13 protein-coding genes are annotated in these 13,927 nt (G+C 70.7%); 6 read left to right on the top strand and 7 right to left on the bottom strand.

Annotated features, from left to right (window positions below; translation table 11 throughout):
• Positions 1 to 40: 40 nt before the first annotated feature.
• The gene (locus OG538_RS34530) at positions 41 to 445 is read right to left on the bottom strand and encodes a DUF1992 domain-containing protein (protein WP_406099550.1); all 405 of its coding nucleotides are present in this window, start codon (positions 443 to 445) and stop codon (positions 41 to 43) included.
• A gap of 239 nt (positions 446 to 684) precedes the next feature.
• Between OG538_RS34530 and OG538_RS34525 the strand changes: the two genes are divergently transcribed.
• Together OG538_RS34525 and OG538_RS34520 are read left to right on the top strand one after the other, a co-directional pair.
• Positions 685 to 1,260: a hypothetical protein gene (locus OG538_RS34525; RefSeq protein WP_406099549.1), complete on the top strand. Its 576-nt coding sequence runs from the start codon at positions 685 to 687 to the stop codon at positions 1,258 to 1,260.
• Positions 1,257 to 1,856, top strand: coding sequence for a hypothetical protein (locus tag OG538_RS34520; protein WP_406099548.1), 600 nt, complete (start codon positions 1,257 to 1,259; stop codon positions 1,854 to 1,856). Before OG538_RS34525 ends, OG538_RS34520 begins: the two co-directional genes overlap by 4 nt.
• Positions 1,857 to 2,052: 196 nt before the next feature.
• On the opposite strand, the gene OG538_RS34515 is transcribed toward OG538_RS34520, so the two are convergent.
• The 4 genes from OG538_RS34515 to modA form a co-directional block, all read right to left on the bottom strand.
• Positions 2,053 to 2,853: a tyrosine-protein phosphatase gene (locus OG538_RS34515; protein ID WP_406099547.1), complete on the bottom strand. Its 801-nt coding sequence runs from the start codon at positions 2,851 to 2,853 to the stop codon at positions 2,053 to 2,055.
• A gap of 436 nt (positions 2,854 to 3,289) precedes the next feature.
• Positions 3,290 to 3,628 carry an SHOCT domain-containing protein gene (locus OG538_RS34510; RefSeq protein WP_406099546.1) on the bottom strand — a complete coding sequence of 113 codons (339 nt, stop codon included), beginning with the start codon at positions 3,626 to 3,628 and terminating at the stop codon, positions 3,290 to 3,292.
• A 58-nt stretch (positions 3,629 to 3,686) separates the two neighbouring features.
• Positions 3,687 to 4,115 carry a DUF6325 family protein gene (locus OG538_RS34505; RefSeq protein WP_406099545.1) on the bottom strand — a complete coding sequence of 143 codons (429 nt, stop codon included), beginning with the start codon at positions 4,113 to 4,115 and terminating at the stop codon, positions 3,687 to 3,689.
• Positions 4,116 to 4,215: 100 nt separating this feature from the next.
• A complete protein-coding gene (modA, locus tag OG538_RS34500) occupies positions 4,216 to 5,010 on the bottom strand; it encodes a molybdate ABC transporter substrate-binding protein (RefSeq protein ID WP_406099544.1) in 795 nt (264 codons plus the stop codon).
• Positions 5,011 to 5,325: 315 nt separating this feature from the next.
• Here modA and mutA point away from each other — a divergent pair, with 315 nt between their 5' ends.
• The 4 genes from mutA to rho all read left to right on the top strand — a co-directional run bounded on the left by mutA (position 5,326) and on the right by rho (position 12,046).
• A complete protein-coding gene (gene mutA / locus OG538_RS34495) occupies positions 5,326 to 7,182 on the top strand; it encodes a methylmalonyl-CoA mutase small subunit (RefSeq protein ID WP_406099543.1) in 1,857 nt (618 codons plus the stop codon).
• Positions 7,182 to 9,395: a methylmalonyl-CoA mutase gene (scpA, locus tag OG538_RS34490; protein WP_406099542.1), complete on the top strand. Its 2,214-nt coding sequence runs from the start codon at positions 7,182 to 7,184 to the stop codon at positions 9,393 to 9,395. The genes mutA and scpA overlap by 1 nt, the downstream gene beginning before the upstream one ends.
• Before the next feature lie 12 nt (positions 9,396 to 9,407).
• Complete coding sequence (gene meaB / locus OG538_RS34485) at positions 9,408 to 10,415, top strand: methylmalonyl Co-A mutase-associated GTPase MeaB (RefSeq protein ID WP_406099541.1); 1,008 nt, start codon at positions 9,408 to 9,410, stop codon at positions 10,413 to 10,415.
• A 488-nt stretch (positions 10,416 to 10,903) separates the two neighbouring features.
• A complete protein-coding gene (gene rho, locus OG538_RS34480; RefSeq protein ID WP_406099540.1) occupies positions 10,904 to 12,046 on the top strand; it encodes a transcription termination factor Rho in 1,143 nt (380 codons plus the stop codon).
• 17 nt (positions 12,047 to 12,063) lie between these two features.
• On the opposite strand, the gene OG538_RS34475 is transcribed toward rho, so the two are convergent.
• Positions 12,064 to 13,428, bottom strand: coding sequence for an NAD(P)/FAD-dependent oxidoreductase (locus OG538_RS34475; RefSeq protein ID WP_406099538.1), 1,365 nt, complete (start codon positions 13,426 to 13,428; stop codon positions 12,064 to 12,066).
• 134 nt (positions 13,429 to 13,562) lie between these two features.
• The gene (locus OG538_RS34470) at positions 13,563 to 13,907 is read right to left on the bottom strand and encodes a hypothetical protein (RefSeq protein ID WP_406099536.1); all 345 of its coding nucleotides are present in this window, start codon (positions 13,905 to 13,907) and stop codon (positions 13,563 to 13,565) included.
• Positions 13,908 to 13,927: the final 20 nt, after the last annotated feature.

Here is a 13,927-nt window from a genome sequence, read left to right as displayed (position 1 = left end):
TATTACGCACAGCGAGTGGGGCAACGAGCCGCCGGTGGCTTCAGTCCGCTCGCCGGGCCGTGCGCCACTCGGTGACCGCGGCTTCGACGTCGAACGGCCCGAGGTTCAGGAGCGGCCCCTGCGGGGGGCGCCTGAGGGCCTCGGCGATCTTCTCGTTCACCTCGGTCAGCGTGCGACGCACCTCGGCCTCGGTCCGCATCCCGGGGACGGCCGCGAGGGCGTCCTCCGCCTCCTTGCGCAGCGCCAGCGAGGGCGGGAGCACGGACATGCCCTCGCGCTGCATCTTGGCCTTGATCCACCACGCCTCGTCGTAAGGGCGGTCGAGTCCTTCGAGCGGCTTGCCGAACCCCGGCAGTTCAGAGAAGTCGCCGCGCTGCTCGGACTCGCGAATCTGTTTGTCGACCCACGTCTCGAAGCTGACACCCGCAGGTTTGCGCTCGGTCACCGTGATGCCCCTCTCGGAGATGCGTGTGATGCAGCCCCTCAACGATACCCAGGGGCGGTACAGCGGCGCCCGGAGCCCGCCCGGACTGCAACCGGTGCTCCGGCAGCGTGCCTTGAACGCGGCCGGCGGGGTACACGAGCACCACGCCCGGCCGAGACGACGCCGGGGCACGATCCGAAAGGGATGGTGAGAGTGGAACGCAGCGACTACCGGACCGAGAACCGGCAGGGGTGGTGACCATGACGACCGTAGTGATCATCGTCGCCGTCGTCCTTGTGGCGGCCTGCGCCCTGGCCTTCCTGTACACACGAAAGACGAGCGGGCACGGGATGCGCCGCCGCTTCGGACCGGAGTACGACCGGACCGTCGCACGCCACGACGGCGACACGAAGGCCGCCGAACGCGAGCTGCACGAGCGGCTGAAGCGGCACGGCTCCCTCCACGAGCGTCCGTTGACCTCCGAGGCGCGCGCGCAGTACGCGGAGCGCTGGGCACGGATCGAGGGCGGCTTCGTCGACGCGCCCCAGCAGTCGGTCGCCGAGGCGGACGCCCTGCTGGCGGAACTGGCGCGCGACCTGGGTTTCCCCGACGGCAGGGACTTCGGCGAACAGAGCGCAGCGCTCTCCGTCCACCACGCAGAACACGTCAACGGTTATCGCCGGGTGCACGCGGCCAAGCAGGGCGACGGCGGCACGGAGGACATGCGGGAGGCGGTGCTGGAGGCCCGTGGCCTGTTCAACGTTCTCGTCTCGAACGGCACGGAGGGGCCGGCTCGCCGGCACCCGCACCACGCGGAAGGAAGGGGCAAGGCATGACGCACGACACCGGACACACACCTCGCATCCCCACTGAGGTCCCCGGGGCAGCGAAGAAGCCCCGGGCCGCCGCCCCCGAGCGCGCGGCGTACCCGGACACGACGGACAGCCGCACGGTTGACGCCGGTTCCGCCGGCGTCGGTTCCGCGGGCACCGGTTCCGCGGGCACCGAAGCAACAGGTGCCGCACGGAAGCCGGATGACGCCCCGGCCGTGGCCCCCCAGAGAAAGGCACCTGCCGCTGCCGTCCTGCCCGGGGACGATGCGCGGGTGGAACCGGCACCTGGCCGCCGGCCGTCAGCCACTGGTCAGACCGCACCCGCCGCGACGCCCCTCTTCCCGGACGGCGACCACGACCGGCTCTCCCAGCGGCTCCAGCACGCGGTGAGCGAGTTCGTCGAGAGCCCCCGCCGCGCGGTCGAGGAAGCCGAGAGCACGTTCGACACCGTCGTCGACGGCCTCACTCACGCGCTCAAGGAGCACCGGCGCACGCTCGCGGCCGCCGGGCGGGACGGCGAACCCGGCACGCAGACCGAGGAACTGCGGGTCACGCTGCAGCACTACCGCGACCTCACCGAGCGCCTACTGAAGGTGTGAGCCAGGCAGTCGCCCGCCGCAGGCCTGCCGGGGGACGCATCTCGCTCGGCTCCGCTCTACGCCCCCTGCTGCGGGCCCGCCTTCTGCCGCCGGTACACACGTACCGGCGGCAGAAGGCTGTTCGGGGTCAGGGGCATCGGGTGTGCGTCTCACGGATCCGCCCCGCCGGGCTTCGGGGCGGGCCGTCCGGTTCAGGTCACTGCGTGCGCACCACGAGGTCGCCGCGCAGCCGGCGCAGCGCGGCTTCGGGGATGCGCAGCCCGTTGCGCGCGTACCCGTCGATTCCTCCCCAGCGCTCATCCATGGCGTCCAGTGCCGTGTCGAGGTAGCGGGGCCGGACCTCGATGATCGCGGAGGCGATCTCCGGATCTCCACCCGCGTCGAGGTACTTCTGCACGGACGGCCGGAAGGCGACCCGCATCACCGGGTTCACCGCGAGGAACTCGGCCCTGACGTCGTCGCGGGAGGCGCCGAGCAGAAGCAGCAGCAGGGCCGCCGCCCAGCCCGCGCGGTCCTTGCCCGTGGTGCAGTGGAAGAGCACGGGACGCGCCGCGTCGTCGGCTGCCGTCTCAAGGAAGGCACGGTAGGCGGCCGCCGCACGTGGCGAGAGCACCACCTGCCGGTACGTCTCCGCGAACATCTCCTCCGCTTTCCCGCCCCCGAGCAGCCGTTCGGCCTCGACCGGATCGGCGAGCAGCGCACGGAGCCGGGCCGGCGCCACGCCCGGATCGTCCCCGAGTACGTCGGCCACGAACAGCCGGGCACCGGGCGGCAGCCGGTCGGGAGCCGATGCCCGCTCGTCCGCGGTACGCAGGTCGACGACCGTACGGATCCCGAGCTCGGCCACCGCCGCGTCGTGCACCGGATCGAGACCGTTGAGCTGACCGGAGCGCAGCACTGCGCCCCCTCGCACATGACGGCCGGCGCCCAGAGCGATGCCGCCCAGATCTCGCAGGTTGAGAACAGAGGCTGCCGGGACGGCCCTGGCGGTTTGCACGATGAACTTCCTCTTTTCCCGACACGTATCCGAAATTACTTTCGGCCTGGCCGGTTCAAAAGTCGCATGATGTCGGGAAATCGACGAAGTAAAACGCCGATGATCATCGATCGGGGGTGCCGGGCAGACAGGGAGCTCGCGAGGAAGGCCGCGCGGGCTCCTGGCCTGGGGTGCCACGTACCCGGTCACCCCCGGTCGGGAGCCGGATCGGCATCGCGGAGGCCCGGCGGAAGAAGCGTCACAGGTTCGCCGGGGCGCCGGTCTCGCAAGCGGCACGGCGGGGACACCCCTGTGCAGCGCACGTACGTGGACCTGGCCCCAAGGCCCGAACTCGGCCCGCGGGGCGCCGCTCGCCGGCAGCGGCCGAGACGAGTTCACGCCCATTGATACCGGGCGAGGGACCGCGCCCTCCCGCGACAGGTCGCGCCGCGAGGAATCACTCCGCGAGGAGTCTCGCCTTCTGGGCCTCGAACTCGGCGTCGGTCAGGATGCCTTGCTTCTTCAGCTCGGCCAGGCGTTCCAGCCGGCTGATCAGATCGTCGCCGGGCGGCTCGGCCGACTGCTGCTGGGTGGCCTGTTGTTGGGCGGCCTGCTGTTGGGCGGCCTGCACCTGCATCTGCTGCCGCATCTGCTCGTCGTTCATCCGCCCCGCGTCCTCCTCGGCGAACCTCGCCTGCTGGTTCCGTTGGACGCGACCGCTGACCGCCGAGGCGGTACCCGCGACAACGGCCGTGCGTGCCACCGCCCCGAGCAGACCGGGTCCGCGACGGTTCATTCCAGGTCCTCGAAAGATCGGCATGTCCTACGCCTTTCCGGTGCGGTGTGGTGCGGTGTCAGCGTGCGGAAGCGGCGGCCGACACGGCAGCCTCCGCGACGTCGGCGGGGATCCGCTCATGGGCGACGAGCTGACCGCCCGCCGCACGGACCGCCTCGGTGAGCGGCAGCGCCCAGAGGTCCTCCCACACGATCAGTGCCGCGGAACTGCCCGGCGGCACGTTCTCGCCCAGCGTCCTGACGTCGTCGCTGTTGAGCATGCCGCTGACCTCGCCCTCGACCGGCTCGAAGGAGACGACGTCCTCGGGGTCGAGCTCCTCCAGCTCGATCGTCTCGATCGAGCCGTCCTCCGCCCGGTACACAAAGGTCAGGTCGAGGATGCGCACGGCCTTGGACGCGACCACCTGGGCCAGGGCCGGCGCGATGGCACCGGTGAACCGGCTGCCGGGAAAGGCGACGACGAGGTACTCCACAGGTCCCACAGCCACGGGCGTGTCCTCTCCGAAAGGATGAATTGCCAGCAGCATAACTTCGGACATTTACTGCCGCACTGCGGCAAACCCTCACTAACCGAGAGAGAGGTGTCCGTTAAGGCTTCTGGAAACCGGCCTCGGTAAGGATCTTCCGTGCCTCGGGAGTCGTCAGCCAGCCGACGAACGCAGCCGCGGCCTCCTTGTTCCCAGAGCTCTTGAGCGTGGCAGCCGGGTAGGAAGCGAGGGCGTTCTGCGCGTCGGGGATGTCCACTGCGTCCACCTTGTCGGTCGCCGTGGCAGCGTCCGTCTTGTAGACGATCCCGGCGTCCGCCTCACCGAGCTCGACCTTGCTGAGGACGGCACGGACATCCGGCTCTTCGGAGACGGGGACGACCTTGAGTTTCTGCGCGTCCAGGACCTGCCTGCTGTAGCGGCCGACCGGGACCTCGGAAGCGGCGAGGACGACCTTCAGTCCGGAGTCCGTCAGGTCCTTCAGGCTCCGGATCCGTTCCGGGTTGCCCTCCCCCGTCGCGATGACGAGGCGGTTGCGGGCGATGACGGCCGGACTGCCGGCCTCCCCCTTCAGCCCGCCCATCGTCCTGGTGTCCGCGGTGACCAGCGCGTCGGCCGGTGCGCCCTGCTTCACCTGTGCGGCCAGCTGCTGCGACCCCGCGAAGGAGAACACCACCTTCGTCCCGGGGTGCTCCTTCTCGTACGCGGCACCGGCGGTACGGAACACATCGGTGAGCGAGGCGGCGGCCAGGACGGTCAGCTTCACCTTCGGCGAACCGCCCGCGCTCCCGTCGGCACCGTTCGCCGCGTCGTCACTGCCGCAGGCGGCGAGAGGGACGAGCAGGGCGGCGGTCACGGCCGCGGCGGCGGCACGGCGTCCGGTGGGGGCGAATGGCATCTGGACGGGGCTCCTTCGGGTGTGCTGCACGGGCATGGGGAACGTCGCCGGCCATCGCACACGAGGGAAACCACCACACGAGCCCCACTCACCTGCGCGCAACCGCACATGCTGCACAATATTTGGTTTGGCCTGGCATCTGCAATGAGACTGATGGATCTATGGAGTAAACGCCAGACCCAATGGAGGAACCGCCAAGCGTCGGCGACCGACGCGATTACGCGACCGTACGTAAAGGATCAAGTGCGTTCGGAGAGGGCAAGGTCACAGGCCGAGCCTCTGCTGCCCATCTGAGACCTGTCCTAGCATCTGGGCATGACGGTCCTGCCTGCTGACGGGCTTTCGTTGGCCGCCGAATTCCCTGACCCCGCCCACGAGCAGTGGCAGAGCCTCGTCGAAGGTGTGCTGCGCAAGTCGGGCAAGGACGTTTCGGGTTCGGCCGCCGAGGAAGCACTGTCCACCACGGTGGAGGACGGGCTCATCACCCGCCCCCTCTACACCTCGCGCGACGACGCGCCCGATGCCGGTCTCCCGGGCTTCGCCCCGTTCACCCGCGGCAGCACACCGCAGGGCAGTACGGCGGGGGGCTGGGGCGTACGGCAGAGGCACGCGTCGACAGATCCCGTCCGGCTCAACGAGGCCTTGCTCGGCGACCTGGAGAACGGTGCCACCTCGTTGTGGCTGGCCGTCGGCGGCGCCGGCGGCGTGCCGGTCTCCGGTCTTGCGCGGGCGCTGGAGGGCGTCCACCTCGATCTGGCACCGCTCGTGCTCGATGCTGGTGACGAACTCGACGCTGCGGCAACGGAGTTGCTGCGGCTCTACGCGGAGCGTGGCGTACCGGCGGACGCTGTGCGCGGGAGCCTGGGGGCCGACCCGCTGGCGCAGGCCGCCCGCACCGGCGGCGAGGCCGACCTCGCCTCCGCCGTGCACTGGGCGAAGCGCTGCGCGGCGGAGTTCCCCGGACTGCGGGCCCTGACCGTGGACGCGCTGCCCTACCACGAGGCCGGCGGCTCGGCCGCTCAGGAGCTGGGCAGTTCGCTGGCCACCGGCGTCGCCTATCTGCGGGCGCTGGGCGAAGCCGGACTCGGTGTGCAGGAGGCCTGCGCCCAGCTGGAGTTCCGGTACGCGGCGACGGCCGACCAGTTCCTGACGATCGCCAAACTGCGGGCCGCGCGCCGGCTGTGGGCGCGGGTCGCCGAGGTCTGCGGGGCGCCCGAGGCCGGGGCGCAGCGCCAGCACGCGGTGACGTCGCCGGTGATGATGACCCGACGCGATCCGTGGGTGAACATGCTGCGGACCACGCTGGCCTGTCTGGGCGCGGGCGTCGGCGGCGCGGATGCCGTGACCGTACTGCCCTTCGACCACGCGCTGGGGCTGCCCGACGCGTTCGCCCGGCGTATCGCCCGCAACACGTCGACGATCCTGCTCGAGGAGTCCCATCTGGCCCGGGTCATCGACCCGGCGGGGGGTTCCTGGTACGTGGAGCGGCTGACGGACGAGCTCGCGGACGCCGCCTGGGCCTTCTTCCAGGAGATCGAGCGGGCCGGCGGTCAGGCCGCGGCGCTCGGCTCGGGCATGGTCGCCGACCGGATCGCGGTCACCTGGGCCGCCCGCAGCAAGGACCTGGCGCGGCGCAAGGAGCCGATCACCGGAGTCAGCGAGTTCCCGCAGCTCGCGGAGCGCCCGGTGGAGCGCGAACCGATGCCGGTCGCCGCTGCGCCGGGCGGCCTTCCGGTGGTCCGCCGCGACGAGGCCTTCGAGGCGCTGCGTGCCCGTTCGGACGCCCATCTGGCGGCGACCGGCGCCCGGCCGCGGGTGTTCCTCGCCGCGCTCGGTCCCGCCGCGGCGCACACCGCGCGCGCCTCGTTCGCCGCGAACCTGTTCCAGGCGGGCGGCATCGAACCCGTTCACGAGCCGGTCCAGGTGGACGCCTCCACGGCGGCCGCGGCACTCGCCGCCGCGGGAACGGACGTGGTCTGTCTGTGTTCCAGTGACGCGCTCTACGCCGAACGGGCCGGGGAGGTCGCCGAGGCGCTCGTCGCGGCCGGTGCGCGGCGGGTGTACCTGGCGGGCCGGCCCGGTGGGTACACGGGTGTCGACGAGTACGTCTTCGCCGGCTGTGACGTGGTGGCCGTGCTCTCTTCCGTTCTCGACCGTATGGGTGTGGCGTAATGGGGATCCCCGACTTCTCCGACATCGAGCTCGGGCCGGGCGGCGGCGCCGAGGTGACCGAGGACCAGTGGCGTGCCGCGGTCAAGGAGTCCTCCGGGAGCTCCGACGGCGACCTGCTGTGGGAGACCCCGGAAGGCATCGCGGTCAAGCCGCTCTACACCGGCCAGGACCTGGAGGGAATCGACTTCCTCGGTACGTATCCGGGGGTGGCGCCGTATCTGCGGGGCCCGTATCCGACGATGTACGTGAACCAGCCCTGGACGATCCGGCAGTACGCCGGGTTCTCCACCGCCGAGGAGTCCAACGCCTTCTACCGCCGCAACCTCGCGGCCGGGCAGAAGGGCCTCTCGGTCGCCTTCGACCTGCCGACCCACCGCGGCTACGACAGCGACCACCCGCGGGTGACCGGTGACGTCGGCATGGCGGGTGTCGCGATCGACTCGATCTACGACATGCGCCAGCTGTTCGACGGCATCCCGCTGGACAAGATGTCCGTGTCGATGACGATGAACGGCGCCGTCCTGCCCGTCCTCGCGCTGTACATCGTGGCCGCCGAGGAACAGGGCGTTGCGCCCGAGAAGCTGGCCGGGACCATTCAGAACGACATTCTGAAGGAGTTCATGGTCCGCAACACCTACATCTATCCGCCGAAGCCCTCGATGCGGATCATCTCCGACATCTTCTCCTACACCTCACAGAAGATGCCGCGCTACAACTCGATCTCCATCTCCGGCTACCACATCCAGGAAGCCGGAGCCACGGCCGACCTGGAACTGGCCTACACCCTGGCCGACGGCGTGGAGTACCTCCGGGCCGGACGCGACGCGGGCCTCGACGTCGACGCGTTCGCACCACGGCTGTCCTTCTTCTGGGCGATCGGCATGAACTTCTTCATGGAGATCGCGAAGTTGCGGGCGGCCCGGCTCCTGTGGGCCAAGCTGGTCAGGGAGTTCGAGCCGAAGAATGCCAAGTCCCTGTCGCTGCGCACCCATTCGCAGACCTCCGGATGGTCGCTGACCGCGCAGGACGTGTTCAACAACGTCACCCGTACCTGCGTCGAGGCCATGGCCGCCACCCAGGGCCACACCCAGTCGCTGCACACCAACGCCCTCGACGAGGCCCTCGCGCTGCCCACCGACTTCTCCGCACGCATCGCCCGCAACACCCAGCTGCTCCTCCAGCAGGAGTCCGGCACGGGACGGGTCATCGACCCGTGGGGCGGCAGCGCGTACGTGGAGAAGCTCACCTACGACCTGGCGCGGCGGGCCTGGCAGCACATCGAGGAGGTCGAGGCGGCGGGCGGCATGGCCAAGGCCATCGACGCCGGCATCCCCAAGCTGCGCATCGAGGAGGCCGCCGCCCGCACCCAGGCACGCATCGACTCCGGACGCCAGCCCGTCATCGGCGTCAACAAGTACCGCGTCGAAACCGACGAGAAGATCGACGTCCTCAAGGTCGACAACTCCTCGGTGCGCACCCAGCAGCTGGAGAAGCTGCGGCGGCTGCGCGAGGAGCGCGACGAGCAGACCTGCCAGGACGCGCTGCACGCGCTGACGGCGGCCGCCGGGCGGGCGCCGGGCCCCGGCCTCGAGGGCAACCTGCTCGCGCTGGCCGTCGACGCGGCGCGCGCGATGGCGACCGTGGGCGAGATCTCGGACGCGCTGGAGAAGGTGTACGGCCGGCACGCGGGCCAGATCCGTACGATCTCCGGTGTGTACCGCAACGAGGCAGGGGAGTCGCCGTCCGTGGACCGCACCCGCACACTGGTCGACGCGTTCGAGGAGGCGGAGGGACGGCGTCCGCGCATCCTGGTCGCCAAGATGGGCCAGGACGGGCACGACCGCGGCCAGAAGGTGATCGCGACCGCCTTCGCCGACCTCGGCTTCGACGTGGACGTCGGTCCGCTGTTCCAGACGCCGGGTGAGGTCGCCCGTCAGGCGGTCGAGGCGGATGTGCACATCGTGGGCGTCTCGTCCCTGGCCGCCGGCCACCTCACCCTCGTCCCCGCGCTGCGTGAGGAACTCGCGGCCGAGGGCCGCGAGGACATCATGATCGTGGTGGGTGGGGTGATTCCGCCGCAGGACATCGACGCGCTGCACGAGGCCGGCGCGGCGGCCGTGTTCCCGCCGGGAACGGTGATCCCGGACGCTGCCCACGACCTGGTGACGCGTCTCGGCGCCTCACTCGGTCACGAACTCGGTCACGAGCTGTGAGCCGCTGAACCCATGGCCCCGACGATCGATCTCGACAGCTATGTGAAGGGGGTGCTCGACGGGAAGCGTGCGCACATCGCGCGCGCCATCACTCTCGTCGAGTCCACCCGGCCCGATCACCGCGCCTTGGCACAGCAGTTGTTGCGCGAACTGCTGCCGCATTCCGGCAACGCCCGCCGCATCGGCATCAGTGGGGTGCCCGGAGTCGGCAAGTCCACGTTCATCGACGCCCTCGGCACGATGCTCACCGGGCTCGGGCACCGGGTCGCGGTCCTGGCCGTCGACCCGTCCTCCAGTCGTACGGGCGGCTCCATCCTGGGCGACAAGACCAGGATGGAGCGGCTCGCGGTGGACCCGGCCGCGTTCGTCCGGCCCTCCCCCACCGCCGGCACGCTGGGCGGGGTGGCGAAGGCGACCCGGGAGTCCGTCGTGGTCATGGAGGCGGCCGGCTACGACGTCGTGCTGGTGGAGACGGTCGGGGTCGGCCAGTCGGAGACCGCGGTCGCCAACATGGTCGACACGTTTCTGCTGCTGACGCTGGCCCGCACGGGTGATCAGCTCCAGGGCATCAAGAAGGGCGTGCTGGAGCTGGCGGACGCCATCGCGGTGAACAAGGCCGACGGCCCGCACGAGCGCGACGCCCGCTCCGCGGCACGCGAACTGGCGGGCGCCCTGCGGCTGATGCACCCCGCGGACGCCGCTTGGACCCCGCCGGTGCTGACCTGCAGCGCCCGTGAGTCCAGCGGTCTGGACACCCTGTGGGAGAGCCTGGAGCAGCACCGGACACTGCTGGAGTCGACCGGCAGGCTCGCGGCGAAGCGGCGCGAGCAACAGGTCGACTGGACGTGGACGATGGTGCGCGACGAGCTGCTGGGGAGTCTGCGCAGCCATCCCGGAGTGCGTGCTCTCGCGCCGGAGCTCGAACTGCGCGTACGGGAGGGGTCGTTGCCCGCGACGCTGGCCGCCGAGCGGATCCTGGAGGTGTTCCGGGACGGGAGTCCGACGACCGGACGTGACTGATCGCGCCCCTGGCCCTCCCGCGTGAAGGCGTGAACGCACGGCGGTCCGGCGTGTGCCGTCGCCCCCTCGGCCGCAGGGCACGCGGGGTCGTCGCCGGGCCTCGGCGGGGACGGGCCGGGGTCACGAGATGCCGATAGGTGGCTCCGGAGGGGGAAGAGCCCGGAGGGCGCCCCCTCCCCCACCGCCACGGGGTCCGCCGCGGGGGTGAGGTCACCGGTCGCACCGTGTCGGCCACCGGAGCCGCGCGGCCGTGCTACATTGCCATCGGTACCTGTGTATGCCGCCCATTCAGGCTCCAGTACCGATTCACCATCCCCACGCTGATGCGCCCGTCGTTTCCGACCGGCGATCCAGCGTCATCGCATGGTCTCCTTCGGCCGATTCGGGTACTCCCACCGGCCTTTCCTGCCCGTCGTCCGGGGCGTGAACTCTCCGCCCCTGTCTCTGCCGGGCCCTTCATTCGCATGTCCGCGAAAGGACCACCCCGCATGACCACCACGCTCGAACACCCCGTATCCACCACCCGGCCCGCGCCCACCGCCGCCGCCGGCATCCTCGACATCGCGCAGCAGGGGCACGGCTCCCTGCGCTCCGCGGGCGGCCACCCCGCCCCCGCCGACGTACACGTCCCCGTAGCGCTCATCCGCCGGTACGGCCTGCGCAGGGGCGATGCCGTCGAGGGTGTCTGCGACCGGCCCCGCGCCCTGAGCACCGTCGCCCGCGTGAACGGACTGCTCCCGCAGTCTCTGCGCGGCCGTCCGCACTTCCGTGACCTCACCCCGCTCCACCCCCGGCAGCGGCTGCGCCTGGAGACGTCGTCCGGCGGCCACTCGACGCGCATCGTCGATCTCGTCGCGCCGATCGGCAAGGGTCAGCGCGGGCTGATCGTCGCACCGCCCAGGACGGGAAAGACTGTCCTGCTCCAGCAGATCGCGGCCGCCGTGTCCGAGAACCACCCCGATTCCCCTCTGATGGTCGTTCTCCTCGACGAGCGTCCCGAGGAGGTCACCGACATGCGCCGCTCGGTGCGCGGCGAGGTCTACGCCTCCACCTTCGACCGGGCCGCCAAGGAGCACATCGCCCTCGCGGATCTCGCTCTGGAACGTGCCAAACGGCTCGTCGAACAGGGCCGCGACGTCGTCATCCTGCTGGACTCGCTCACACGGCTGTGCCGTGCGCACAACAACGCCGCCGGCAACGGCGGGCGCACCCTCAGCGGCGGGGTGGACGCCGCGGCCCTGATAGGCCCCAAGCGACTCTTCGGAGCCGCCCGCCTCACCGAGGAGGCCGGTTCCCTGACCATTCTGGCCACCGCACTCGTCGAGACCGGCTCCCGGGCCGACGAGTACTTCTTCGAAGAGCTGAAGGGCACCGGCAACATGGAACTCCGGCTCGACCGCTCACTGGCCGAGAAGCGCATCCACCCGGCGGTGAACATCGCCGCTTCCGGTACCCGCCGCGACGAACTCCTCGTGTCGGCAGAGGAGTTGACGGCTGTGCGGCAGCTGCGCCGAGCCCTGCACTCCCGGGACGCCCAGACCTCCCTGGAGACCCTGCTGGACCGGATGCGGCACACCGAGGACAACACCGCCTTCCTCCGCCTGATCCGCACCACCGTGCCGTCGGCCTGACGGGCCCGGGCGCCGGTTCACTTCATCCGGGCGTTCAGCGAGGCGGTGTGCTCACGGACCTGCTCCGGGGTGAGATAGCTGTCCGTGTACTCGAAGTCCCGCAAGGTCGCGGGCTTGCGGGACTGGAAGCCCGTACGGACGAAGTCGTCGCCCGCCGCTGCGTTGATCAGCCAGTTGGCCATGACACGCGCCTTGGCGACATTGGTCCGCAGCGCCGACCAGTGGTAGCCACGGGCCACGGCCTGGGCCGTGATCCCGTGCATCTCGATGCCGAGCGGCTTGGAGACCGCGTCCTTGCCGCCGAGGTCCACGACGAGCCCGAGATCCTTGTGGACGTACGGCCGCAGCGGCTGATGCCGCAGAGTGGCCAGCAGGTTGTCGGCGAGCAGGCGTCCCTGGCGCATGGCGTGCTGGGCGGTGGGCGGGCAGACCGCGCCGTCGCCCTTCGCCAGGTCCGGCACGGCAGCCACGTCCCCGAGGGCGAACATGCCGTCGAAACCGGGCAGGCTCATCTCCGGAGTCACCGCCAGCCTGCCGCGCACCGTCTCGGCGTCGAAGGTGGTGACGATCGGGCTCGCGGTGACACCCGCCGTCCAGATCAGCGTGCGGCAGGGCAGTACCCGGCCGTCGGTGAACGTCACCTTGTCGACGCCCGCCTCGGCGATGGAGACCCCCAGCGACACCTCGATGCCGCGTTCACGCAGCACCTTCAGCGCGCTCTCGCCGAGCTTGTCGCCCAGCTCGGGCATCAGCTTCGGGGCGATGTCGATCAGATGCCACTTGATCAGCTTCGGGTCGAGCCGCGGATAGTGCTTCACCGCGCTGCTGGTGAGGCGTTGGAGGCAAGCCGCCGTCTCGGTTCCCGCGTACCCGCCTCCGACGACGACGAACTGCAGCCGGGAGGCCCGCTCCTCCTCGTCGCTGCTGGCGTCCGCGAGGTCGAGCTGCGCGATCACGTGGTCACGTACGTACGCCGCTTCGGCCAGCGTCTTCATCCCGCGGGCGTTGTCGAGCAGGCCGGGGATGTCGAAGGTGCGAGTCACGCTGCCCGGACTGAGCACGATGTAGTCGTACGGCTCGTAGACCACCTCGTCGGTGATCTTGCGGATGACGCAGACCTTCGCCTTGGGGTCCACTCCGATGGCCCCGCCGGGAATGATGCGCGTGCGGTGGCGGCTGCTCCGTCGCAGTGACACCGCGACCGACTGCGGGGTGAGGACGCCGGAAGCGACCTGCGGCAGCAGGGGCAGGTAGAGCTGGTACGAGAACGGGGCGACGAGCGCGACGTCCGCTTCGCCCGGGCGGAGCCCGCGCTCCAGACGGCGTACGCACTCGACCCCGGCAAATCCGGCTCCGACAACGAGAATCCTGGGTCGTGCCACAGTGTTCGTCCCTTCTCGGGGTCTGCACGGTCGTCCGTTCGCCTGCCCCGTCACACGCGTCCGTCACCTCTCATCTTTACGACACGGGCGCGGGTCCGCCTGCTGGGCGGGCAGAACGGACGATCTCGGGCGGCTCATCTGGCCAGGTACGTCCAGGCGGTGCAGGCGCCTCCTGCCGTGCTCGCGACCACCGCGGCGGCGACGCAGCGCGCCCTGAGCCGGCGATAGCGCTCGCTGTACTCGCCGCGCAGTTCGGCGGCGCGGATCGACACGCGTACGAGCATCGCCCGCGAGGCGGCGGCCCGGTCGGCCACGTACACCCGTTCCACGTCCTCGCGCTGGGCCGTCGTCAGCCACGGCAGCTCGTCCGTGAAGCGGCGGGCACAGCGGCGCGCCGCCTCGACCTCGGCGTTCCACAGCAGATAGCCCTCCATCTGGGCCAGGCCGCGCGCGCTGTCCTTCTCGGGATCGTGACCCATGCGTCTCTCCTCTCCCTCGG

The organism is Streptomyces sp. NBC_01013 (assembly GCF_045162765.1).
GTDB lineage: Bacteria > Actinomycetota > Actinomycetes > Streptomycetales > Streptomycetaceae > Streptomyces.
The sequence above is the reverse complement of the archived record's forward strand: the minus strand, read 5'-3'. Positions and strand labels throughout refer to the sequence as shown.